This is a genomic window from Pseudomonas sp. HTZ2, from assembly GCF_033173945.1.
Lineage (GTDB): Bacteria > Pseudomonadota > Gammaproteobacteria > Pseudomonadales > Pseudomonadaceae > Aquipseudomonas > Aquipseudomonas guariconensis.
Map to the genome: position 1 here is coordinate 1,284,362 of NZ_CP137332.1, position 23,139 is coordinate 1,307,500.

The window sequence follows — 23,139 nt, forward strand, 5'->3', positions numbered from 1 at the left end:
AGTAAACCTTCCCGGCGCCGTGCAGTCCTTGAAAGTAAGGGCCCTGTAGGTGCTTAGGGCCAAGGAGGTGGCTGATGAGCTTCATCTGCCTGTTGCGCGGCTGCCAGTGGGGCGCCGTCCTGACCTGTGAGTTCCCCGGGCTGCAGTGCCAATGCTGCGAGCGCTGTGGCGCGTTGCGCTACTGCCGGCCCGGTCAACCGTTTGAACCTGGAACCTAGGAGCTAAGCCATGGCCCGGGCAATCTGGAAAGGCGCGATCAGTTTCGGTCTGGTGCACATCCCGGTCAGCCTCAACACGGCGGTGCGCACCGAGCGCGTCGACTTCGACTGGCTGGACAAACGCAGCATGGAGCCGGTGGGCTACAAGCGCGTGAACAAGGTCACCGGCAAGGAAATCGACAAGGAACACATCGTAAAGGGCGTGGAGTACGAAAAAGGCCGTTATGTGATCATCAGCGAGGAGGAAATCCGTAACGCCCGTCCCGAGGCGACCCAGACGATCGACATCTTCTCGTTCGTCGATGCCTCCGACATCCCGTTGCAACACTTCGACACCCCGTACTACCTGAGCCCCGACCGGCGCGGCGGTAAGGTCTACGCCCTGTTGCGCGAGACCCTGGAGAGCACCGGCAAAGTGGCCTTGGCCACCGTGGTGCTGCATACCCGTCAGCACCTGGCACTGCTGCGGCCGCTGGACGAGGCACTGGTGATGATTACCTTGCGCTGGCCTGAAGAGGTCCGTGGCCTGGAGACCTTGGAACTGGACAAAAGCGTCACCGATGCCAAGGTCGACAAGCGCGAGCTGGACATGGCCAAGCGCCTGGTCGAAGACATGAGCGGGCCGTGGACGCCTGAGAACTATCACGATGCGTTTCGCCAGACCATCCTGGACCTGGTCGAGGAAAAAGCCGCCAAGGGCAAGATCAGCGTGGTGGAGAAAGGCGAAGGCGCGGCGGTGCAGAAGGGGGCCGATATCGTCGACCTTACCGAACTGCTCAAGCGCAGCCTCGGTGGTGGCAAGAAAGCCGCACCGGAGAAAAAACCGGCCAAGCGTACGCGCAAGGCCTCCTGAACGAGGGCCGCATCGCGGTCCATCGCAGGCTACGCCAGCGCCCACGACAGCTGAGTTCGCGCACCTTCGTGGCGAGGCCTGAGATGGTGCGCGAAGTGGCCCTCGTCATCCTGGGACCGAACCCTCCAGGCTCGCCAGGTAATCCCCAAACCCTTCTCGGGCCCTGCTATCGCGCCGGCTGCTGGTGGCCACGCTATGTCGGGCCGTCCAGACGATCTGCGCGCCGCTGGCCTCCAGCGCCCGCACCAGTTGTACATCCTCATGGGCGGGCAACGGCGCGAACCCGCCTGCGCGCTCATATGCTTGGGCACATACACCCAGGTTGGCGCCATGGACATGCCGGTGGTCCTCCCTGGCTTCGTAGCGGCTGCGGTAGTGCTGACGCAAGGCAGCGCTTTGCCATGGCTGCCAGCGCTCGACGTGCACGGTGCCGCACACTGCATCGGCTGAGAATTGCAGTTGAGACAGTAGCCAGTGCGCCGGTACCCGGCTGTCGGCATCGGTGAAGGCTAGCCATTGCGCGCCACGTTCGAGCATCCATGCCGCGCCCGTGCGGCGGGCGATGCCGACGTTGCCCGCATCCACCGCCAGGGTGGCCACACCATGGCGGAACGCAATCGCGGCACTGGCGTCGTTGCAACGGTCGAGCACCACCAGTATCTGCACCGTGCGGCCAGTGCGTTCGGCCTCGAGGGCGGCGCGTTTCAACGCGCGCAGGCAATGCCCCAGGCGCCGCGCCTCGTTGTGGGCGGGGATGACTACGCCGATCATGGGCAGGTCTCGTCCAGGTCCACCACGCTGGGCTGGCACGACCAATATTCGAGCAGAAAATCCGCCTCTTCATGACGCAACACTGGGTACAGCGGCAGGTGACGGGCGATCAGCTCGTGCACTTCGCGACCATCCTGCGGGCAGCCGGCGATCGGGTGGCGCCAATGGCAGGCGAGCAAGCCGCCGTCATGGCTGAGGCTGGCCATCGATTGTTCGATTACCTGCAGCCAGTCGGTCGGGTCCAGGTAATAGCCGATCTCGCTCAGGACGATCAGGTCGAACTGGCCGCCGGGCCAATCGCCCGGCAGGCGGCCTTGTTCGACCTGAACGTGGGTGGCAGTCGCCAGGCGTTCGCGTGCAAGGCTCACGGCCGTGGCGTCGATGTCCTGGCACAGGAGCGTGGCGCAACGCTCAGCCAGCAGAATGCTCAGCTCGCCGTTTGCGCAGGCGGGCTCGAAGATGCGCCGATAACACTGTTGCGGCAGGCTGGCGAGCACCAGCTCGCGCTTGCGCCGCTCGTACCAGCGGGTGCGGAAGGCCCAAGGGTCGTCGCTGGTGGCGTACAGGTCGGCGAAATACTGCGCATCGAGGCTCATGGCGACTCCGTTTCCATTCAAAGCAGAACCAGTTCAAAAGGCTGCAACAGGCACTCCAGCAAGGTGGGCTTCAATACTGGCGCTCGTTCGCCGTCAGGCTGCAGTTGGCTCAGGTGCGCGGACAGCGCTTGGCGCTTGCGGGCCAGGCGGGTTTCATCCAGTGCGATGCGGTGAGCACGCGGCCAAGGCAGGCTAGGATCGTCTGCGCGTGCCCAATGCCACGCCCAGATAGGCACCTCGGCCAGTTGTACCTTGCGGGCTTGGCAGGCCTGGGCGGCAGCGCGACCGACTGCTTCGTGATCGGCATGCCCGTCACCGCGCCAAGTCGTCAACAGCAGGTCGTCGGCCTTGAGCAGCTGGCTAAGGTGATTGACCAGAAAGGCTTCGTCGCGGGGCACTGCACCGTCCTTCAGGTGCAGGCGCTGCCAGTCCAGCTGTGCAAGATCAAGGCCCAGCAGCTGCAGAGCCTGACGGCTTTCCAGCGGCCGATGCCGGCGCAGGCGGTGCTCGGTCCACTGGCTGGAGCCGGGGTGACTGGCCTCGCCGTCGGTGACGGAGATCAACAGCAAGTCGTGCTCGCGCCCGGCGAAACCTGCGAGCAGGCCACCGGCCATTAGGATTTCGTCGTCCGGGTGAGGGGCCACCAGTACCAGGCGTCGCCCGGGTGGGCACAGTTGATCGGGCGCGATCCATGTGGCCCGGGCCAGATGCGCGGCCTGTTGCCACTGACGCCAGGGTGTGCCGCTGCTGTTACTGATCGGGTCGTCGGTCATAGCTGCCATGCTCCGGCCGGCACCTGGGCCAGTTGTTGCCCGAGCGCTGCCAGGTCCCGTTCGGCATGGCTCTGGCGCAGGTACACCGGCAGGTCGGCGCTCAACCGGGCGAAGTGGCTGCTGCGGCAAAAGGGTGTGGCACCCAATGCTCGGCCTACATGGTGGATGACCTGCTCGACCGCGTGCTCGACCTGGGCGCGGGTGCGGCGCACCTCGAAGCTGGCGTCGGCGGTCGGCTGCCGGTCGATCCATCCGGCGCATTCGCGCAGCGCAGCGCGAGCACCGTATAGCGCGGCATCCACCGCACCCAGGTGTGCCTGGGCGTGGGCGTCCGGTGTCGGCTTGCGGCAATGCTCGCGCAGGTAATCCGCCAAGGCCTCGGCTGCGCCGTACCAGCAGGCGGCGATCCCCGCGCCGCCGTGCCAGAACCCAGGACGCTGGAGGTATTGCCCGGGGCGGCCCACGGCAATCCCCGGTGCATCGTCGAACCTGATCTCCACGCTGGTCGTGGTGGCCATGCCCACGGCTTGCCATTGTTCCACCTGGATACGCTGGTTGGGATGGGCCAGTTCGATCGCTACCAGCTGCGGTTGGCCGTCATCACCCCAGGCCGTGATCAGTGCCCGGTCGATCTGCAACGCACCGGAACACCAGGCTTTACATCCACCCAGTCGTACCTGATCGTCATGACGGGCGAGGATGCGGGCCCGGGCATCCGGCGGCTCTGCGGCCCACACGCCCCAGACGCCGTCGCCGACCAGGTGCGGCGCACCACATTCGGCGAGGATCGCCAGGGCATCGGTGTGCCCTTCGTAGAGCTTGGCCAGGGCCAGGTCGCAGCCGGCAATGCGGGCGAGTGTCTGCCAGCGCTGTAGCGTGTGCCCTTGACCGGGCAGTGGCAGCAGGTCGAGATGATCGGCCTGCAAGGCCTGCATCAGTACAGGCAACTGGGTATCGAGGTTCAACGCCTGGGGGCGTTCGGTGAACGTGCGCAGCAGGCGGTCGAGGTTGGTCAGGTCGAAATCCTGGACGATGCTCATGTACTGGGCTCCCCCGTGGTGTTTTTCTTCCATCCGCGCAGGTTCATGGCGCATAGGCAGAACTGCAGCACGATCAAGGCCCAGGCCTGTACTTGCCAACCCCAGATCACCCACAGCACATTGCTGCTGATGAAGCAGCAGAAGCCCGCCCGGCGTCGACGTGGCTGACGGGAACCGATGCACCAGGCGGCCAGCACGGTCAGCAGCATGGCGGGCCATTGCAGAAGGTCGAGCAGTACCGCCATCAGTTCAGCCCCATCTGCTTGCGCATGCGAGCGGTGATCGACTGGCGTGTCTTGGCAAGATCCGCCCAAGGGTCGTCGACTTCCGCCAGACGCTCGGCCAGGTTGCCGATGTGCCATTGGTTGGCGCCCTTGAGCTGGGGTAACTCCTCGCGCCAGATTGGTACAGACACCGGCAGGCCCTCGCGGGCGCGCAGGGAATAAGCGCTGACCGTGGTCGCGCCTTTGCCGTTGCGCAGGTAGTCGATGAAGATGCGCCCGACCCGGTTCTTGGGGCCGGACACTGCGCTCAGGCGCTCGGGGAAGAGCCGGGCCAGGTATTGGACGATGGCGTGGCTGAAGTCTTTCACCTCATCCCAGCCTGCGCGGCGCGTCAGCGGCACCACCAGGTGCATGCCTTTGCCACCGCTGGTCTTGAGAAACACTTTCAGCCCCAGTTCGTCGAGCAGGGTGAGGGTCAGTTGCGTGGCTTCCAGCATGGCCTTCCAAGGCAGCGCCGGGTCCGGGTCCAGGTCGAGGACGAAGCGATCGGGTTTGTCGAAGTCCTTGTCGGTGCCGTTCCAGGTGTGCAGTTCGAGCATGTTCATCTGCACCGCCCCCAGAAGGCTTTCGGCACTGTTGAGGATCATTGCCGCCTGGCCAGCCTGGGCCTTGCTGTAGCTCACCACGTCTGGAATGTGCAGTTGCCCGGCGTTTTTCTGGAAGAACAGCTCGCCGCCCAGGCCCTCTGGGGCACGCACAAGGGCTACGGGGCGATCCTTGAGCTGCGGCAGGATCCACGGCGCGACCTGGGCGTAGTATTCGGCGACCTGGCGCTTGGTCACGCCGCTGCTGGCATCGATCACCCGGTCCGGATGGGTCAGGCGCAGGTCACCGAGCATGGTCTCGGGTGAGGGCTTGGCGACGCGGGTCTTGGGCATGGCGCGCTCCAGGTCGATGGCGGTGGCGGGTTTGTCATCGCGCAGGCCATGGAACACCGAGTGGCGCACCACGCCGTCACGGGTCATCTGGGCATAGGCGACCTCGGCCAGCAGCTGGGGTTTGAGCCAGTGCACTCCGCGGGCATCGGCACCGGTCGGCGGCTTGGCCAGGGCGGGCTTGTCCACCTCCAGCGGCTTGAGTCGGGCGTGGATGCTGTCCAGTGTGGTGGTGCTAAAGCCGGTGCCGACCTTGCCGGCGTAACGCAGCTGGCCGCTGTCGTTGTCGTGCAGGGCAAGCAGCAGCGCGCCAAAGCCGTTGCGACTGCCCTTGGGCTCGGTATAGCCGACAATCACGAACTCCTGGCGTTGCTTGCACTTGAGCTTGATCCAGTCGCTGCTGCGCCGGCCGCTATAGGGGCTGTCGGCGCGCTTGCCGATCAGGCCTTCGAGCTCCAGGCGACAGGCGCTGTCGAGCAGCGAGTCGACGGGCTGGTCGAAGTCGGCCGAATATTTCACCTGCTCCGACTCACGGCCCTCCAGCAATTGCCGCAAGGTCTCGCGTCGATCCTGCAACGGCACTTGGCGCAGGTCCTGGCCGCCGAGAAAGGGCAGGTCGAACACGTAATAGGTGATGCGCTCGTCATGCTCGGTATCGAAGGCGTTCTGAAGGGCCTGGAAGTCGGCCAGGCCGTTTTCCCCGGCGACCACCACCTCGCCATCGAGCCAGGCGGACTTGAGCTTTAGATCGCGCAGGGCCTGCACCTGGTGCGGCATCTTCGCGCTCCAATCGTGGCCATTGCGGGTGAACAGGCGCACGTCCGACCCCTCGATACGGGCAAGGATGCGGTAGCCGTCGAACTTGACCTCGTAGCGCCAGTCGCCGACCGGCGGAGCATCCACCAGCGTCGCCAGTTGCGGTTGCAGATGGTCGGGCAACTCGGCTTTCTTGGCGTTGGCTACCCGTGTTCGGGGGCTGGCCGCGCGCTTGGCTGGCGTTGCCTGGGCCTTGGCCCGACGCGGCAGCAATGTGCGCTCGCTGAGCACGCTGTCGGGCTGGGCTTCGACGATGCTGTAGTCGCTTTCGCTGCGGGCTTGGTCGTCGTCGGACTTGACCAGCATCCACTGCTCCTTCTTGCCGGCCAGGTGGGTACGGAACAGGTTCCAGACCCCGGCGAGCTTCTCGCCTTGCAGGCGGAAACGCAGCTTGCCCTTGGCATAGGCACTGCGAGGATCACCCTCCGGCTCCCAGACACCCCGGTCCCAGACGATCACATCGCCGGCCCCGTAGTGCCCTTCGGGGATATGACCTTCGAAATCGGCGTAGTCGAGCGGGTGGTCCTCCACATGGATGGCCAGGCGCCGAACCTTTGGGTCCAGCGAGGGGCCCTTGGGAATGGCCCAGCTCTTGAGGGTGCCGTCCAGCTCCAGGCGAAAGTCATAGTGCAGATGGCTGGCGTCGTGTTTCTGGATGCAGTACTGCAAGGCATGCGCCGGCCTGCCTCGGCGTCGGGTGCCGGCCGGCTCGGGCGTGGCGTTGAAGTCGCGCTTGCGCTGGTACTCCTGCAGGGGCTTGGCCATGGCGGGCTCCGGGAGGTTCGCGGGTCTCTAGATGTGGGAGGGAGCGTTACGCTTGAGAGTTCAGATTTTTTACCGCGGCTGCGCCGCCGGGCAGAAAGTCTGAATCATTGTCCAGCCCCGGCAGTCGACCGCATGAACCCACCTGACGGAGAGCCCAGATGCCCCAGCCAGACGATCCGAAAACCAGGACCCCGGTTGAAATCGACGATACCGAGGACCGGATGGGCAGTGTGCGTGAGCTGGATTTCAGCGACCGCCAAGACGAGCGCGAAGGCCGCGCGGGGGACGAGCGCCCGGCCCAAGAAGTCGCCCAGGAATACCCACCAGAACGCGTGGCCGAAAGCGGCATGACCGGCGGCGAAGCCCTGAGCGACAGCCTCCATGAAGACAACGTCACCCTCGACGACCTGAGCCCGGACACGCTCTACGACCAGACCGGCGCCCGTGACCCGCACGAACCCGGTGCCGGCGGCCCGGCAGACAAGACCCTGCGCAGAGTGCAAGAGCACGAGATCGGTGGCGGCATTGGCCTGGACGAGGCCGAACTGGCCCGCTCCGCACCCCTGGATGGCGAGCCGTGGACCGACGAGGTTTCGCCGACCGATGAAGACGATGAAAGGAGCTGACCATGACCGAGCAACGTTGTGCCTGTAATCATTGTTCCTGCACCGTGGATGCCAATGCGATCCTGCAGGATGACAAAGCCTACTGCTGCGAAGCCTGCGCCACCGGTCACCGCAATGGCGAGCCATGCCGCATGGCCGATTGCAACTGTGCCGAGATGGTCCAGCCCAAAGAAACCAACGTGGATAACGCGCTGGACGAAACCTTCCCGGCCAGCGATCCGATCTCGCCTTGACCGTCGTGGGGGCCGCCAGGCGGCCCCCTTGCTCAGGCCGCCCGCCGCAACGCGTCGATCAGCTCAGCCTTGCGCATGGTCGAGCGCCCCGGGATGTGCTGCTTGCGCGCTCGGTCCATCAGTTCGGTCTTGGTCATGTCTTCCAACTGCTGCCCAGGCCGAGGCACGCCACGGCGCGTTGCCGCAGCGCGTTTGGCCGACGATTCACGGGACTTTTGCTTGGCCTGAGGGCTTTTCTTCTGGCCGGAGCCGCCCTTGCGCTCCCCACCGCCCGACTGTTTGTTGACCGTGGCCCAGGCGCGGGACTCGGCTTCGTCCTTGGACACGCCCTTGGCTTCGTAGCTTTCCTCGATGTGCTCGGCCTTGCGTTTCTGTTTGTCGGTGTATTTGTCTTTGTCTCCACGTGGCATGGCGGTTATCTCCCTGGTGTTGGAAATCGCTGTCGACTACTACGGCTGAACGCTCGCCAAGCCCCGTCGTTCCTCGGTTTCGACCGACGGTCAATGGGTTTGCCAGATCCCGTCATTGCGTTCGCAGTCGGCGCGTGCCTGGCCCAGGCTCGGTGTGTCGTAGTAGTAGGTGATCACTCGGGCGTCCTTGGGCAGGGCCGGGCGTGTCGAAGGTTGGTCGCGCCCGGCAGCGTTGGGGTTGGCCAGCGACTCTTGAGTCAGCGGCGCGATGCAACTACCGACGCTGCCATCGGCGCAGCGGGCGACGGAGCGCTTCTGGGTACTGAGCATGTCCTTGCTCTCGTTGCTGCACGACCAGGCGATGGCTTCGGCGGGCATGTTGCTGTAGCTGTAGCAGGTGTGCCGCTCCACAGGCTTTACCGCGTCGCTGGAGGAGCGGGTGAGCACGTCGCAGGCCTCGGCCAGCGCCTGGGTGCTGGCCAGGCTGGCGAGCATCAACAGCACAAAGGGAAAACGCATCGGACACCTCCCGGCCCGGGGGCCTTCGTCAGGTCTTGCGCAAGGCGGCCTTGCCACGTTGGCGCAGGGTCTTGGCGCGTTTTTCCAGCACCAGGTAGATGACCAACGCCACCAACAAGGGAATCAGGTAGTAAAGGGTGCGATAGCCCAGCAGTGCGGCCACCAGGCTGCCTTGGCCGAGCTGGCCATGCAGCAGCGCGAGGAACACCGCCTCCAGCACACCGAGCCCGGCGGGAATGTGCGCGACCACCCCAGCCACGCAACTGATCAGCAGAATGCCAAGGATCGATGGGTAGAACAGGTCATGGGGTAGCAGCCAGTAAATCAGTGCCGCCATCAACGCCCAGTTGCTCATGCCCAAGGCCACCTGGCACAGCGCCAGGCGCAGGGAGGGCAGGGTCAGTTCGTGGCCACGCAGGCTCCAAGTGCGGCGTTTGGCGAAGCCGCAGGCCAGCAAGTAGCCCAGCGCCAGAGCCAGCAAGGCGATGCCGATCAGTTGTAGCCCGGTGGCGCCTACCGCCCAGTTTTCCGGGAGCTTGACCAGGCGCAGGGCGAACACGCTGCCGGCCAGCAGCATGTAGCCGACCCAGTTGGTCAACAGGCCCAAGGTGAGGATTCGGGTAATGGTCGGTGTGTCCAGGCCCAGCCGGCTGTACAGCCGATAGCGCAGCGCCACGCCGCCGACCCAGGTAGTGAAATTGAGGTTGAAGGCGTAGCACACGAACGCCACCGGCAACACCTGGCGCGCCGGCAGGTGGTGCCCGGTGTAGGCGCGGCCCAGCAGGTCATAGCTGGCGAACGCCAGGTAGCTGGTGAACGCTAGCACCAGGCCCACGGCCAAAGTGCCGGGTTTGTAGGCCAACAGCGACTGACGCACTTCGTTCCAGTCCAGGTTGCGCGCAAGGCTGTAGAGCAGCACGGGTATCAGGACGACGAACAACAGGGTCAGCAGGCGCTTGCCCCAGGTGTGCCAGGCTTTGCGTTCCATCAGGTGTTGCCCTCGTGATAGGTGCCTGAAGCCTGCGCGCCCGGTGTCACCGATTGCAGTTTCTGGCGGTGGGCAGGGAACCAGCCGGCAATCTTCGGGAAACGCCGGATCACGTGGAAGCACAGGAAGATCAGCGGTGCCCGCCACCAATAGCCTCGCACCATGCGCTCCAACGTCACCGCCTTGCAGTGCTGATGAGCCAGTTCGTCAAGGTGCTGGTAAAGCCGCTGGTTGAAGGTGCGGTCGCGGATCAGCAGGTTCGCTTCCAAGTTGAACGACAAGCTCAGCGGATCGAGGTTGCTCGAACCCACCGTGGCCCACTGGTCGTCGACCAGCGCGACCTTGCCATGCAGCGGGCGCTGGCAGTACTCGTGGATCTTCACGCCGTCGCGCAGCAGGTAGTTGTACAGCAGGCGCGACAAGGCCCGGACCCAACGCATGTCAGGCTGACCCTGCAGGATCAGCCTGACCTCGACGCCACGCCGGGCGGCATTGCGCAGCTCGCGCATCAAGCGGTAACCGGGGAAGAAATAGGCATTGGCCACCACGATACGCTGACGCGCCAGACGAAAGCCTTCGAGGTAGTAGGCCTCGATGTCGTTGCGGTGGCGGCCATTGTCGCGCTCCACCAGCACGGCGCTGGCCGGACCGCAAGGGTCGGTGACAGGCCGTACCTGGCTCGGTGGTTCCAGCACCGGGGACAACAAACGACGACTCGACGCATGCACCTGGGCGACCACCGGGCCTGTGACCTCCACGGCGTAATCCTGCTTGGCCATGGGGCCGAAGTCGCCCAGGTGATCGGCGCTGTAGTTGATGCCGCCGATGAACGCCCGCTCACCGTCGATCACGACGATCTTGCGGTGCAGGCGGCGGAACAGGTTGGTGCGCATGCCCGCCAGGCGCGGCTGTGGGTCAAAGGCATGAAAGCGGACACCGGCTTCGGTCATCGCCGAGATGAAGGCGTCCGGCAGGTCGGCCGTGCCGTAGCCATCGGCGGCGATTTCCACGCGAACACCGCGCCGGGCGGCATCGATCAGCACTTGCTGAAGCCGTTGGCCGACCTTGTCGTCATAGATGATGAAGGTCTCCAGCAGGATCTCTTCCCGGGCCTGGGTCATGGCCTGGAACACCCGTTCGTAGTAGGCCTCGCCGTTGATCAGCAGCTCGACCTGGTTGCCATCCACCCAAGGCCGCTTCATAGGCTGATCTGCGCGGCGAGTGGGGCGTGGTCGGAGAGATGCGACCACGGGTATTTGGACAACACCTGGGCTTTGCTCGAGGTGGCGTTGCGCAAGTAGATGCGGTCCAGGCGCAGCAATGGCAGGCGCGCCGGGAAGCTGCGGGCGGGTGTACCGAACGCCTCCACCAGGCGCTGCGAGAGCAGCGCATCGGCCTTGCGCCGCCAGTCGTTGAAATCCCCGGCAACGATCACCGGGGCGTCAGGCGGCAGGCTGTCGAGCAGCTCGAGCAGCAGGCGTACCTGGTTCTGCCGATGGGCCTCGCGCAGCCCCAGGTGCACGCACACCGCATGCACCTCTTCGTGTCCGGGCACTTCCAACTGGCAATGCAGCAGGCCGCGTTGTTCGTTGCCGGCAATGGAGACGTCGAGGTTGTGGTAGCGGGTAATGGGGAATTTGGACAACAACGCGTTGCCGTGGTCGCCGTGGGGGTAAACCGCGTTGCGACCATAGGCGAACTGCGGCCACATGCTGTCGGCGAGGAATTCATATTGTGGCGTCACCGGCCAGGCGGGGTGTCGCTCGGCGTGGTGCTGATGACTGCCGTGGACTTCCTGGAGAAACACCAGGTCGGCACCGGTGGCGCGCACCGCCTCGCGCAGTTCGGGCAGGATGAAGCGCCGGTTGAACAGGGTAAAGCCTTTGTGCACGTTGATCGTCAGCACGTTCAGCTGGCGCACGGCAGTGACCTTGTCGATGATGCAGCGGGGAGCAGGCATGGTCTTGTTCACAGTTCGACCTCCGGTTCCACCCCGGGCTCGGTCACCAGCTCGCCGGCAAGGCCGAGCTTTTCCAGCAGCCGCCGGGCGTCGTAGGGGGCATGGACTTTCTGGTCATTGTCGAAATAGCAGTAGATGTCCCGCGAGGCTCGCTTGTGCGGCGCGCGCTGGACGATCAACTCGGCGTCATCGGGCTGGCCACCCTGGCTCCAAGCCAGGATGCGTGTCTTCCAGCGCCGCAAGGCTCGGGCGGTATAGCCGCTGCTGTAGAGCTCCACGTCCCCGTGCAGGCGCATGTAGACGAAATCGGCGGTGACATCCTCGGCATAGGGCCACTTGCCGGCGCTGTCGGCCACCACCAGCGCCACGTTGTGGGCGCGCAGCAATTCGACGAAACCTTCGCAGAGAAAACTCGGGTGACGGATCTCCACCGCGTGGCGCAGCGGTGCATTGCCGTCGATATCGGTGCCGCCGTTGTCGCGCAGGCGTTCGGCGCAGTGTTTGGCACAGGCACGGGCTGCGGCGCGATCGTGGGGCAACTGTTGGAAAAATTCGGCAAAACGTGCTTCGTCGTACTTCATGCTCACAGGGAACTGCCAAAGCACCGGGCCGAGCTTGTCGCCCAGCAACAATGGGCCTGATGCGAAGAAGTTGGCCAGCGGCTCTTCGATCTCCTTGAGCCTGCGTACATGGGTGATGTAGCGCGGCGCCTTGACCGAAAAGACGAAGTCATCAGGTGTCTCGTCGCGCCAGTTGCAATAGCGCTCGGGCGTTTGCAGGGCATAGAACGAGCCATTGATCTCGATGCTGTTGACCGCACGCGAGGCGAACGCCAGTTCGTCGTCCTGACGTAGGCCTTTGGGGTAGAAGTCCTTGCGCCATGGGCCATAGCGCCAGCCGGAAATACCGATACGGATATCGCTCACGGTGCCTTCCTTCGCTCAGGGTGGTTTTGCGCGACGTGTGCCGCATCACTCTTGATGTGCGACCGGCAAGCCCTGGCGAGGGTTCAGGATGTTTGACGAGTGGCGCACGCTAGCTCAGCAAAGGGTGCAGGGCGCGGAACCCTTCGGCTTCTTCGACCAGCCAGTCATGCACGGCGCGTGCGCCTGGCTGGCTCAGCCCGCCAGGCGGGTAATGGAGCATGTAGCGCTTGTGGTTGGCGATCGGCACGCCGAAGGGCACGATCAGTGCGCCCCGCTCCAGCTCGTCGTTGAGCAGGGTGCGCCGGGCAATGGCCACACCGACGCCGGCGATGGCGGCCTCGATGGTCAAGTGGTTGCGATTGAAGGTGTGTCCACGGCGCACATCCAGGCTGCCGGCGCCGATGCCTTCGAGGTAGAACTCCCATTCGGCATATTCCGAGCTGCCACGCCAGGCGGTGATGTCGTGCAGTAACGGGTAGTGCACAAGGTCTGCCGGGCCATGCAGCGGCGGGCGGCCACGCAGCAGGGCGGGGGAGCAGACCGGAAAGATCTGCTCGTCGAGCAGGGGTGTAGAGAGCATGCCGGGGTAGCTGCCATCGTTGAGGTCGATGGCCAGGTCGAAATCCTCTGGGTTCAGGGCTTGGTTGCTGTCCTCGGCCACCAGGCGCAATTCGATGTCCGGGTAGCGCTGCTGGAAGCGGGGCAGGCGAGGGGTGAGCCATTTGGCCAGGAACGAGGGGATCGAACGCAGGCGTAGGGTGCCGCGGATTTCGCCGGCGTCCAGGCGCAGCAGTTCGGCCTCGATGTTGCCATAGGCCTCGGCCACGGTCTGCGCCAGGCGCTGGCCTTCAGCGCTCAGCTCCACGCCCCGAGCCCGACGCAGGAACAACCGATAGCCCAGGCGCTCTTCCAGTTGGCGCATCTGCTGGCTCACCGCACCGGGGGTGATGTGCAACTCCTGCGCGCAGCGGGTGAACGACAGATGCCGTGCCGCGCAGGAGAACACATGCAGCCAGACAAACATCTGGCCATTGAGTTGTCGCTTCATCGTTTAGCCTTGCTTAAGCCTTGCTTAGGAACTTTCGTTGGTCATTACCCGACGGACGAGTCAGTATCACGCAATATCGCAGTCTCGTTCAATTTTCTCGGAGGGGCGGTCGACGGCTAAACGGCCCGTCACGCCCAGGTATTAGCATGGCTATCAGTGTTTTCGACCTCTTCAAAATCGGCATTGGCCCGTCCAGTTCCCACACCGTGGGCCCGATGCGCGCGGCGGCGACTTTCGCCCAGGCGCTTCGCGAACGAGGTGTGCTGACACAGGTGACGCGGGTCGAGGTGCGGCTGTATGGCTCGCTGTCGGCGACGGGCGTCGGCCATGCCACCGACCGCGCCTGCTTGCTCGGACTGATGGGCCAATGGCCAGATCGCATCGATCCGCAGAGCATCGAGCCGCGCATCGCACAGGTGTTGCAGGAGCAGTGTCTGATACTCGATGGCAGCCATCCCGTAGCGTTCGAGTATGCCCGGGACCTGCTGCTGCTCGACGAGAGCCTGCCTTACCACCCTAATGCCATGAGTCTGGAGGCGTTCACCGAACAGGGCAGCCTGTTCTCCCAGACCTATTACTCCGTCGGCGGTGGCTTCATCGTCGAACAGGCCGAAATCGATGCGCCCCAAGGCGATACCGACCTGGTCAAATTGCCCTATGAATTCAACAGCGCGGCTGAGCTGCTGGCCCTGTGCAAGGCCCACCAACTCAGCGTTGGCCAGCTGATGATGGCCAACGAGTGTGCCTGGCGGCCTGAGGCCGAAGTCCGGGAGGGGCTGCTGAAGATCTGGGCAGCGATGGGCGAATGCGTGAACAACGGCCTACGCAACGAAGGCATCCTGCCAGGCGGGCTGCAGGTCAAGCGCCGGGCAGCCAAACTGCACCGCAGCCTGCAGGAGCTGGGCAAGCCCAATGTCATCGGCTCGACCTTGAGCGCCATGGAGTGGGTCAACCTATATGCCCTGGCGGTCAATGAAGAAAACGCCGCAGGCGGGCGCATGGTCACCGCGCCCACCAACGGCGCGGCGGGGATCATTCCGGCGGTTCTGCACTACTACATGAAATTCAACCCAGGCGCCTGCGATGACGATGTGGTCGCGTTCCTGCTGGCGGCCGCGGCGGTGGGCATCCTGTGCAAGAAGAACGCGTCGATTTCCGGCGCGGAAGTCGGCTGCCAGGGCGAGGTCGGATCAGCCTGCTCCATGGCGGCAGCGGGCCTGGCCGAAGTGCTGGGCGCTACGCCCGCGCAACTGGAGAACGCCGCCGAAATCGCACTGGAGCATAACCTGGGGCTGACCTGCGACCCGGTCGGTGGCCTGGTCCAGGTACCGTGCATCGAGCGCAACGCCATTGCCGCAGTCAAGGCGATCAACGCGGTACAGATGGCCCTGCGTGGCGACGGCGAGCACTTCATCTCCCTGGACCGGGTGATCCGCACACTGCGTGACACCGGCGCTGACATGCATGCCAACTACAAGGAAACCTCCCGCGGCGGGCTGGCCGTGGCGTTTGTCGAGTGCTGAGGCAGACCCTGCATCCAGCTTTGTTCGCGGGTAAACCCGCCGCCACAGGGATTGCGCAAGTCTAGAAAGCGGCGCAATCCCGGTGAGCCTAGCTTTACCTGCGACCGTTCGTTCTCCCAGATACGGGCTTATTTGAGCAATACCCGGCGCTTGGTCAGCTCCCCGTCGTCCCCGCCCGGCCAGTGCAGCTCCACCAACACCTCGGTCTGGCTACCGTCCAACGAGGGCCGCACCTGAAGCATGGCGAAGTTCTTCGAGCCGGCCATGGCGTACCAGCGCTCGCAGACGATGTCCTTGACGCCGGGCATGCTGCCGCCTGCGCTGATCGCGAGCTTCAGCACGCCAGGGGCCGGCATGCGAGAGATGGCACTGGAGGTGACCTGGAAAACCTTGGCAGCCGGATAGCGCTTGTGCAGCAAGCGGAACACCGCCGCGCAATGTACATCGCCGCTAAGGAACACCACCGGCTTTGCGCTGTTGCCCAATGCCTCGAACACCGCATCCAGCAAGCGTTTGCGTTCGCCCTGGTTGCTTTCATGGTCCCATTCGTCCATGCAATCGTCCTTGAACGATCCGATGTCGGCGTAGTTGGTCACGGCGTTGCGCCAGTGCATGACCGGCACCGGTGACACCACGAACACTGCGTCTGCTTTTTGCACCGGTGCGCTCTTGAGCCAGGTGGCAAAGCGCGCCATCTGCTCGCTGCCAAGCAACTTGCAGGGGTCTTTGGCCTCGATGTCGTGATGGCCGCGCATGTCCAGCACATAGAACGCCGACTTGCCTTGCTCGAAGGCATAGTCCCACTGGCAGGCGTCGGGATTGTCCAAGTCGATCGGCGTGGGTGGGTTGTGGCTGTGCTCGTACTCGTAGTACACCCGGCAAGCGGCGCGCCACATGAGATCCACCAGCATTTGGTTGGTCGTAGTGTTGTTGCTGCGCTCGAACAGCAGCGAGATGCGCTTGCGCCGTTCGACTTTGGTCAGCGAGCCCCAGCCGTCCATGATTTCGTGATCGTCCCAGATCATGTACTGGGGCAGGCGTTCATAGATCTCCCGCTGGGCCGGCACGTTCCAGTAGACCCGGTAGAACCAGCGGTAAAGGTTGCATAGGTAGCGCTCGATGCCCGCCTTGTCGTAACCCTTGCCTTTGCCCTTGCTGTACGCCTGCAGCAGTTCGTCCTTGTTGTCCTTGAGCCATTCCCAGATATCCAGGAAGCCGTTCTTCTTGTTGGTGTCCACGTACACCTGGTCGCCACCGCCGATGACGAAGCTGGCGCGCTGGTCGGCCAGTTGCTGATGCATCAGCGGCCAGGCACCGGCACTGCCGTCGGCACTGATCGGGTCGTGGCAGCTATAGAACCCGAAGGTGAGGGTGTCGGACGCCTTCGGAGGGGTCACGAAGAAGCGCGGCCGATCGCCGCCGATCTCGGTGCGCCGACCGATCTTGCCGGCGTCGGTTTCGTCGCTGATCAGCGCGTAGTAATAGGTAGTGCCGGGCTTGAGGCCAGTGACGTCGAAGACGCCGGTGACATCGGTGTCGAAGTTCAGCGTCTTGGCCTGCAGATAAACAGGCGTGACGCCTTGGTCTTTGAAATACCGAGGGACGGGCAACTCGCCCAGGCGGACCATGTCGCCGCGCATCGGCTCGGTGGTGACCGCCAGGTACCAAGTGCCTGGCCGGTACAGGCGTACCCACAGGCGGGTACTGCTGGGTGTGGTGGCGCCGATCAGGGCGGCGCTGGAAAGTTTGGGGTATTTGCTTTCGTTGGAGGTGGGGTCAAGCAGGGGCATGGATCCATCCTGGGTTCTCACGGTGTTACCGGCCAGTAAAGCCGAGTTTTGCCGTTTCGCTTGTTCCGGAACTGGCCGGTGTCATGCCAATGTTCAATGCCAACCCCCCACGTCATGGGCAAGCCCACAAATCGGGTGCAAGTCGCCCAGGGCTGCACCTGATCTGCGGGGCTCTAGAGGGCGGTCAACCCAGCACTTCCCGCAACCGGTACCACAGCATCCCCAGGGCCAGCAGCGGCGAGCGCAGGGCCTTGCCGCCGGGGAAGGTCAGGTGGGGCACGGCGCTGAACACATCAAGGCCCTGGCTGTGGCCCACGGCGATGGATTCGGCTAGCAGTTTGGCGGTCCAGTGGGTGACGTTCAGGCCATGGCCGGAATATCCCTGGGCGTAGTAAACGTTGGGATGCTGGTTCAACCTGCCGACCTGAGGAAAGCGGTTGGCGGTGATGCCGATCATGCCGCCCCACTGGTAATCGATGCGCACCTCGCCCAGTTGCGGGAACACCTTGAGCACCTTGGGCCGCATGTAGGCCGCGATGTCCTTGGGATCGCGGCCGGAGTAGTGGCAGGCGCCGCCGAACAGCAGGCGGCGGTCGGCGGTAAGACGGTAGTAGTCCAGGCCGACCTTCTGGTCGCACAGCGCCATGTTCTGCGGGATCAGCGCCTTGGCGACGTGCTCGGGCAGGGGTTCGGTGGCGACCACGTAACTGCCGGCCGGCAGCACCTTGCCGCTCAGGCGCGGTTCCAGCTCGTCTAGGTGCGCATTACAGCCGAGCACTAGGCTGTTGGCGCGTACCTTGCCGCGCGCGCAGTGCAGGGTCACGGTGGGGCCGTGCTCGATGCGCTGCACTGGGCTCTGCTCGAAAATGCGCACGCCCAGTTGCTCGGCCGCGCGGGCTTCGCCTTGGACCAGGTCAAGCGGATGCAGGTGACCCGAGCCCATGTCCACCAGGCCGCCGGCGTACTGGTCGCTGGCGACCACCTCGCGGATTCGCTCGGGGCCGACCAGGCGGGTTTCGTGGCGGTAGCCCAGCGCGGCCAGATCGTCTTGCTCGTCCTTGAAGGCGGCGAACTGCGCGGCGGTGTTGGCCAGTTCGCAGAAGCCCCAGCGTAGGTCGCACTCGATGCCGTAGCGGGCAATGCGATCGGCCACCAGCTCCACCGAATCGATGCCGGCCTGCTTGAGGTAGCGCACGCCATCCTGACCGACGAAGCGGGCGAAGCCGCTGACGTCATGGCCAATGCCGCGGATCAATTGCCCGCCGTTGCGCCCGCTGGCGCCCCAGCCGATGCGCCGGGCTTCGAGCAGGATCACCGAAAGGCCACGCTCGGCGAGCTCCAGCGCAGTGTTGACCCCCGTCAGGCCGCCGCCGACCACGCAGACATCTGCGCTCAGCTCGCCTTCGAGCGTGGGGTAGGGCGCCGAGCTGCGTGCGGTGGCAGCGTAGTAGGACGCGGTGTGTTGACTAGTAGGCATGGCTCGTGCTCGGCTCAGCGGTTGGACTTGATCTTGCTCCAGGAGCGGGTCATGACGCGCATGATCTTGGGGCTCGGGGTGCTGGAGACATACAGCTTGTCCAGCACGTCCTGGGACGGATAGATCTCGGGGTTGTGGACCAGGGAGGCGTCCATGTAGGCCTTGGCGTCCGGGTTGGCGTTGGCGTAGCCGACGGTGGCGCTGACCTTGGCGATCACTTGCGGGTCGAGCAGGTAGTTGATGAAGGCCAGGGCCTGCTCGGGGTTGCTGCTGTCCTTGGGGATGGCCAGCAGGTCGAACCACAAGTTGCTGCCTTCTTTGGGAATGCTGTAGGCGATCTTCACGCCATTGTTGGCCTCCACCGCGCGGCTGGCGGCCTGGAACACGTCGCCCGAGTAGCCGAAGGCCACGCAGACATCGCCGTTGGCCAGGTCCGAGACGTACTTGGAGGAGTGGAAGTAGGTGACATAAGGGCGCAGCTGCATCAGGCGCGCTTCGGCCTTGGCATAGTCGGCGGCGCTTTCGCTACGGGGGTCCATGCCCAGGTAGTTGAGCACGGCTGGAAAGAGTTCGTCAGGCGAGTCCATGAAGGCTACGCCGCACTGCTTGAGCTTCTTGAGGTTCTCCGGCTCGAACAGCACCGCCCAGGAATCGACCTTGTCGATGCCCAGCACTGCCTTGACCTTCTCGACGTTGTAGCCGATGCCGTTGGTGCCCCACAGGTAGGGCACCGCGTAACGGTTGCCCGGGTCGTTCTGCTCCAGTTGCTTGAGCAGCACGGGATCCAGGTGTTTCCAGTTCGGCAGTTTGTCGCGCTCCAGCGGCATGAAGGCGCCGGCCTGGGCCTGGCGCGCCAGGAAATGGTTGGAAGGCACGACCACATCGTAGCCGGTGCGTCCGGCCAGCAGCTTGCCTTCGAGGGTTTCGTTGGAATCGAACACGTCATAGACCACCTTGATGCCACTGCTGGCCTGGAAGTCGGCCAGGGTGGTGTCACCGATGTAGTCGGTCCAGTTGTATACGCTGACGCTCGGCTGGGCCTGGGCGGCGGCGCCGAACACCAGGGCGAATGCAGCGGGAATCAGGGTTTGCAAATGACGCATGTCGACACCTCGTTGGTCTTGTTCTTTGAATGCGGTGTAACAAAGGTTTCACTGCCCAAGGGCAGCACGTAGTCCCGTGGGCGCGGGGGCACCCGTGAATGCGATGGCACACACACCGGTGCCTTCGCAGGTGACCCCGTGCCCACGGACGTGACAGGAATCAGACGCTCAGCAGCAGGAACTCACGCTCCCAGGAGCTGATCACACGCTTGAAGTTCTCGTGCTCGGCGCGCTTGACCGCCACATAGCCCTGGACGAACTGACGTCCCAGGTATTCGTGCAGGGTCTGACAGTCTTCCATGTGCTGCAGGGCATCTTCGATGGTGATCGGCAGGCGTAGGTTGCGCCGCTCGTAGGCGCGGCCTTGCACCGGCGCGCTCGGCTCGATCTTCTCGACCATGCCCAGGTAGCCGCACAGCAGGCTCGCGGCGATCGCCAGGTACGGGTTGGCATCGGCACCCGGCAGGCGGTTTTCCACACGCATGGCCTCGGGGCTGGAGGTCGGAACGCGCAGGCCTGCGGTGCGGTTTTCCTCACCCCACTCGACGTTCACCGGCGCCGAGGTGTCCGGCAGGAAGCGGCGGAACGAGTTGACGTTCGGTGCGAACATCGGCAGCACCTTGGGAATGTACTTCTGCAGGCCGCCGATGTGGTGCAAGAACAGCTCGCTCATGCTGCCGTCTTCATTGGCGAAGATCGGCTTGCCGGTGGCGATGTCGACCACGCTCTGGTGCAGGTGCATGGCGCTACCCGGCTCGTCGGTGATCGGCTTGGCCATGAACGTGGCAGTGACGTTGTGCTTGAGCGCGGCCTCACGCATGGTGCGCTTGAACACGGTGATCTGGTCGGCCAGATCCAGTGCGTCGCCGTGACGGAAGTTGATTTCCATCTGCGCCGGGCCGTCTTCGTGGATCAACGTGTCCAGGTCCAGGCCCTGGATTTCGCACCAGTCGTAGACGTCTTCGAACAGCGGATCGAATTCGTTGGCCGCGTCGATGGAGAACGACTGGCGGCCGCTTTCGGCACGCCCCGAACGCCCCAGTGGGACTTGCAGCGGCAGGTCCGGGTCTTCGCAGCGCTGAGTCAGGTAGAACTCCATTTCAGGTGCCACGATCGGCTGCCAGCCCTTGTCGGCGTACAGCTTCAGGACCTTTTTGAGCACGTTGCGCGGCGACAGCTCGATCGGGTTGCCGTGCTTGTCGAAGGTGTCGTGAATGACGATAGCAGTCGGCTCGATGGCCCACGGAATCTGGTACACCGCCGAAGGGTCGGGGCGGCAAACCATGTCGATGTCGGCCGCATCGAGCAGGTCGTAGTAGATGTCGTCATCGACGTAGTCGCCAGTGACCGTCTGCAGCAGCACGCTCTCCGGCAGGCGCATACCGCGCTCGTGGAGGAACTTGGCAGTCGGCGCGATCTTGCCGCGGGCGATGCCGGTCAGGTCGCTGATCACACATTCGACTTCGGTGATCCGGTGTTCTTTCAGCCAGGTGGACAGCTGATCGAAGGGGGCGTTCATACAGACCTCTTGGTTGGGTTTTATGGGCGAGTCCGCGTTGGAATCTTCCCAGGCGACGCGCTGAGGACTATCTTGGTCGCAGCCCCCAGGGGTCATCTATCCATTTTCTTCGGCAACAAATGCACCAAAAGAGTGCATAAGGGACACGCGCGTGACAACGCCCAATGCCTTGCAGGTCCAGGCTTTCCACACCAACGATGTGACCGAACAGGTGCGCGCGACCCCTGGCTGGCAGCAGCAATACCGGCAAATGTCCCCAGGGCATTTCAACGGCCAGTTGCGCTGCCTGGGGCTCGATGGCGTGGAGGTCTACGAAGAACGCCTCAATACTCGAGTGGAGCAGTTCTTCCGCGCTCCGAGCGGGTCGCTGGCGTTCTGCTTCGACCGCAGCGAGAACAGCCTGTACCTGCTCAACGAGGACAGCCGCAACATCTGGATCACCCCCGAGAACTACCAAGAGGTGGCCGTTGTGTTCGACCAGGCGTTCATGGCCCGTCACGGCCTGGATGTGAAACGCCTCGACGGGCTGTTCATGGTGCCGCTGGGCAGCGGCCAGAACGCGCTGTTCGGCAGTTGGCTGAGCGCCACCCTCACGCGACTGGCCGATGCCGACAGCCCGCTCGAAGGCCAGGCTTTGGCCGAGCAACTGCTCGAAGACTGTCTGTTCATCCTCGACAATGCCTGCCAGCGCCTGCAAGGCGACGCCCTGGGCAGACGCGACGAGGAGCGGGCGATCATGCGCCGGGTCAGCGAATGGGCCGCCGACTGCCCGGAAGAAACCCTCAATCTGATGGAACTGGCCCAAGTGGCCGGGGTTTCCCTGCGCCAGTTGCAGCAGGCCTTCAAGGCCTTCACCGACATGCCGCCGGGGCAGTGGCTGCGCCTGCGCAGGCTCAATGGCGCGCGGCGCGACCTGCTGCGTCATGGGGCCGGGGGTGTCACCGTGGCCGAGGTGGCCATGCGCTGGTCATTCTGGCACCTGGGGCGGTTTTCCGAGAGTTATCGGCAGCTGTTTCAGGAGCTGCCGAGCGAAACCCTCAAGCGCGGGCGCGGGTAGTTTCGGGCGTCAGTCACCGTTCTTTGCCGTGGCAGGTGTCTGCAAGCGGCGGGTTTGCTCTTCGATGAAGGTCAGCAATGCTGTGACTTCTGTGTCGCCCAGGCGCAGGTTGGGCATCGCCAGGCTTTTGTATTGTGTGTACAGCAGCAGGGCCAGCGGGTCTTTTTCGGCCAGCATCCGGTCGGGCTCCTTCAGCCAGCGCACCAACCAGCGAGGATCGCGCTGGCGGGTCACGCCCAACAGGTCCGGGCCGATTCCGCCAGCGCCATTGGGGCCTGCATCGCCCAGACTGTGACAGGAGGAGCAGCGGGTCCTGAAGATCTGCTCGCCACTGCTGGGTGTGCGGATGTCGGTGGCTTCGGCGACCGCAGGCATGTCGGCCTGTTTCCAGTTATGCAGGCTCTTGGCCAGCCGATCGGCCAAGATGTAAGGGCTTTCGAAGGGGGAGGCCTTCATCCAGCGGCCGGTAGCCTGGTTGCCGATGATCAGGCTCAGGTTGTGATCTTTGGAACGGCCGTTTTCCAGGCCTTCGATGAACAACCCGAGGCTGCGGCGCAACACCTCGATGTCGTCGGGCTCGCCGGTCAGCAGGGTCCAGCCTGGGCCGATACCGAACTTCTCGGCGTAGCGCTTGAGTGTGGTCGGGGTGTCGTTATAGGGATCGATGCTGATCGAGTAGAAGAAAATGTCCTTGCCGACTCGGTCGCCGAGCAGCTTCTGCACCTGCCGAAGCCGCGCGGTTTCCAGGGGGCATGAGTCAGTACAGCCGGTGAAAATGAAGTTGATTGCCACAACCTTGCCCTCGATAAGGTCGTCGAAAAAGCGCACTGGCCGACCGTCCTGGTCGAGCAGGCGGATGTTGGGGAAGTAGTCCCGGCCCCAGGGCGTGGTTTCAACCACGTCCTGAGTGGCCTGGGGCGGCCAGTAGGGCATGCAGACCACCAACAGCAGCATCAGGTGAGCACGCGT

Annotated in this window: 24 protein-coding genes (1 of these 24 running past the window's edge); 6 read left to right on the forward strand and 18 right to left on the reverse strand. The window is 64.2% G+C overall.

Features of this window, described 5'->3' with window-relative positions; all coding sequences use genetic code 11:
- Positions 1 to 74: 74 nt before the first annotated feature.
- Positions 75 to 218, forward strand: a complete 144-nt coding sequence (locus tag R6G97_RS06120; protein ID WP_279614947.1) for a PSPA7_2676 family Cys-rich small protein — start codon at positions 75 to 77, stop codon at positions 216 to 218.
- 10 nt (positions 219 to 228) lie between these two features.
- Positions 229 to 1,071, forward strand: a complete 843-nt coding sequence (ku, locus tag R6G97_RS06125) for a non-homologous end joining protein Ku (RefSeq protein ID WP_253131739.1) — start codon at positions 229 to 231, stop codon at positions 1,069 to 1,071.
- Positions 1,072 to 1,176: 105 nt separating this feature from the next.
- On the opposite strand, the gene R6G97_RS06130 is transcribed toward ku, so the two are convergent.
- The 6 genes from R6G97_RS06130 to ligD are packed head-to-tail and all read right to left on the reverse strand — an operon-like array spanning position 1,177 to position 6,991.
- On the reverse strand, positions 1,177 to 1,842 hold the full coding sequence (locus R6G97_RS06130; protein ID WP_317847899.1) for a glycosyltransferase: 666 nt from the start codon (positions 1,840 to 1,842) through the stop codon (positions 1,177 to 1,179).
- Positions 1,839 to 2,438, reverse strand: coding sequence for a class I SAM-dependent methyltransferase (locus tag R6G97_RS06135; protein ID WP_197852887.1), 600 nt, complete (start codon positions 2,436 to 2,438; stop codon positions 1,839 to 1,841). The genes R6G97_RS06130 and R6G97_RS06135 overlap by 4 nt, the downstream gene beginning before the upstream one ends.
- Positions 2,439 to 2,455: 17 nt before the next feature.
- The gene (locus R6G97_RS06140) at positions 2,456 to 3,211 is read right to left on the reverse strand and encodes a PIG-L deacetylase family protein (RefSeq protein ID WP_043214491.1); all 756 of its coding nucleotides are present in this window, start codon (positions 3,209 to 3,211) and stop codon (positions 2,456 to 2,458) included.
- A complete protein-coding gene (locus tag R6G97_RS06145) occupies positions 3,208 to 4,251 on the reverse strand; it encodes an acyl-CoA dehydrogenase (RefSeq protein ID WP_043214489.1) in 1,044 nt (347 codons plus the stop codon). Before R6G97_RS06145 ends, R6G97_RS06140 begins: the two co-directional genes overlap by 4 nt.
- Complete coding sequence (locus R6G97_RS06150; RefSeq protein WP_043214486.1) at positions 4,248 to 4,496, reverse strand: hypothetical protein; 249 nt, start codon at positions 4,494 to 4,496, stop codon at positions 4,248 to 4,250. The genes R6G97_RS06145 and R6G97_RS06150 overlap by 4 nt, the downstream gene beginning before the upstream one ends.
- The gene (ligD, locus tag R6G97_RS06155; protein ID WP_197852886.1) at positions 4,496 to 6,991 is read right to left on the reverse strand and encodes a DNA ligase D; all 2,496 of its coding nucleotides are present in this window, start codon (positions 6,989 to 6,991) and stop codon (positions 4,496 to 4,498) included. Before ligD ends, R6G97_RS06150 begins: the two co-directional genes overlap by 1 nt.
- A 158-nt stretch (positions 6,992 to 7,149) precedes the next feature.
- Here ligD and R6G97_RS06160 point away from each other — a divergent pair, with 158 nt between their 5' ends.
- The gene (locus R6G97_RS06160; protein WP_043210599.1) at positions 7,150 to 7,617 is read left to right on the forward strand and encodes a hypothetical protein; all 468 of its coding nucleotides are present in this window, start codon (positions 7,150 to 7,152) and stop codon (positions 7,615 to 7,617) included.
- A gap of 2 nt (positions 7,618 to 7,619) precedes the next feature.
- Positions 7,620 to 7,850, forward strand: a complete 231-nt coding sequence (locus tag R6G97_RS06165; RefSeq protein WP_043210595.1) for a metallothionein — start codon at positions 7,620 to 7,622, stop codon at positions 7,848 to 7,850.
- 32 nt (positions 7,851 to 7,882) lie between these two features.
- Here the strand turns inward: R6G97_RS06165 and R6G97_RS06170 are convergent, their stop codons facing one another.
- The 7 genes from R6G97_RS06170 to R6G97_RS06200 all read right to left on the reverse strand — a co-directional run bounded on the left by R6G97_RS06170 (position 7,883) and on the right by R6G97_RS06200 (position 13,701).
- Positions 7,883 to 8,260, reverse strand: a complete 378-nt coding sequence (locus R6G97_RS06170; RefSeq protein WP_043210592.1) for a Rho termination factor N-terminal domain-containing protein — start codon at positions 8,258 to 8,260, stop codon at positions 7,883 to 7,885.
- Between the two features lie 90 nt (positions 8,261 to 8,350).
- Positions 8,351 to 8,779 (reverse strand): hypothetical protein, encoded by a 429-nt coding sequence (locus tag R6G97_RS06175; protein ID WP_043210590.1) that lies wholly within the window; start codon positions 8,777 to 8,779, stop codon positions 8,351 to 8,353.
- 28 nt (positions 8,780 to 8,807) lie between these two features.
- Entirely contained in the window at positions 8,808 to 9,767 is a 960-nt protein-coding gene (locus R6G97_RS06180; protein WP_090342902.1) for a lysylphosphatidylglycerol synthase domain-containing protein, read from the reverse strand.
- Positions 9,767 to 10,969 carry a cardiolipin synthase ClsB gene (gene clsB, locus R6G97_RS06185; RefSeq protein WP_043210587.1) on the reverse strand — a complete coding sequence of 401 codons (1,203 nt, stop codon included), beginning with the start codon at positions 10,967 to 10,969 and terminating at the stop codon, positions 9,767 to 9,769. Before clsB ends, R6G97_RS06180 begins: the two co-directional genes overlap by 1 nt.
- A complete protein-coding gene (locus R6G97_RS06190) occupies positions 10,966 to 11,739 on the reverse strand; it encodes an endonuclease/exonuclease/phosphatase family protein (protein WP_043210585.1) in 774 nt (257 codons plus the stop codon). The genes clsB and R6G97_RS06190 overlap by 4 nt, the downstream gene beginning before the upstream one ends.
- A complete protein-coding gene (locus tag R6G97_RS06195) occupies positions 11,736 to 12,653 on the reverse strand; it encodes a DUF72 domain-containing protein (RefSeq protein WP_317847900.1) in 918 nt (305 codons plus the stop codon). Before R6G97_RS06195 ends, R6G97_RS06190 begins: the two co-directional genes overlap by 4 nt.
- A 109-nt stretch (positions 12,654 to 12,762) precedes the next feature.
- Positions 12,763 to 13,701 (reverse strand): LysR substrate-binding domain-containing protein, encoded by a 939-nt coding sequence (locus R6G97_RS06200; RefSeq protein WP_043210581.1) that lies wholly within the window; start codon positions 13,699 to 13,701, stop codon positions 12,763 to 12,765.
- A gap of 146 nt (positions 13,702 to 13,847) precedes the next feature.
- On the opposite strand from R6G97_RS06200, the gene R6G97_RS06205 reads away from it, so the two are divergent.
- Positions 13,848 to 15,224 (forward strand): L-serine ammonia-lyase, encoded by a 1,377-nt coding sequence (locus R6G97_RS06205; RefSeq protein ID WP_043210579.1) that lies wholly within the window; start codon positions 13,848 to 13,850, stop codon positions 15,222 to 15,224.
- A gap of 128 nt (positions 15,225 to 15,352) precedes the next feature.
- On the opposite strand, the gene R6G97_RS06210 is transcribed toward R6G97_RS06205, so the two are convergent.
- From R6G97_RS06210 to R6G97_RS06225, 4 genes are all read right to left on the reverse strand, one after another.
- Positions 15,353 to 17,014 carry an alkaline phosphatase D family protein gene (locus R6G97_RS06210; protein ID WP_090342896.1) on the reverse strand — a complete coding sequence of 554 codons (1,662 nt, stop codon included), beginning with the start codon at positions 17,012 to 17,014 and terminating at the stop codon, positions 15,353 to 15,355.
- Between the two features lie 184 nt (positions 17,015 to 17,198).
- Positions 17,199 to 18,491: an NAD(P)/FAD-dependent oxidoreductase gene (locus R6G97_RS06215; protein ID WP_317847901.1), complete on the reverse strand. Its 1,293-nt coding sequence runs from the start codon at positions 18,489 to 18,491 to the stop codon at positions 17,199 to 17,201.
- 14 nt (positions 18,492 to 18,505) lie between these two features.
- Entirely contained in the window at positions 18,506 to 19,594 is a 1,089-nt protein-coding gene (locus R6G97_RS06220; RefSeq protein ID WP_043210574.1) for a polyamine ABC transporter substrate-binding protein, read from the reverse strand.
- A 160-nt stretch (positions 19,595 to 19,754) separates the two neighbouring features.
- Positions 19,755 to 21,113 carry a glutamine synthetase family protein gene (locus R6G97_RS06225; RefSeq protein ID WP_043210572.1) on the reverse strand — a complete coding sequence of 453 codons (1,359 nt, stop codon included), beginning with the start codon at positions 21,111 to 21,113 and terminating at the stop codon, positions 19,755 to 19,757.
- Positions 21,114 to 21,264: 151 nt separating this feature from the next.
- Here R6G97_RS06225 and R6G97_RS06230 point away from each other — a divergent pair, with 151 nt between their 5' ends.
- Positions 21,265 to 22,170, forward strand: a complete 906-nt coding sequence (locus tag R6G97_RS06230; protein WP_043210571.1) for a helix-turn-helix domain-containing protein — start codon at positions 21,265 to 21,267, stop codon at positions 22,168 to 22,170.
- A gap of 9 nt (positions 22,171 to 22,179) precedes the next feature.
- Here R6G97_RS06230 and R6G97_RS06235 read toward each other — a convergent pair whose 3' ends face one another.
- On the reverse strand, positions 22,180 to 23,139 hold the 3' portion of the coding sequence (locus tag R6G97_RS06235; RefSeq protein WP_182819066.1) for an SCO family protein. It continues 21 nt past the right edge of the window; 960 of the gene's 981 nt are visible here — the last part of the coding sequence; the start codon falls outside the window, past its right edge; the stop codon is at positions 22,180 to 22,182.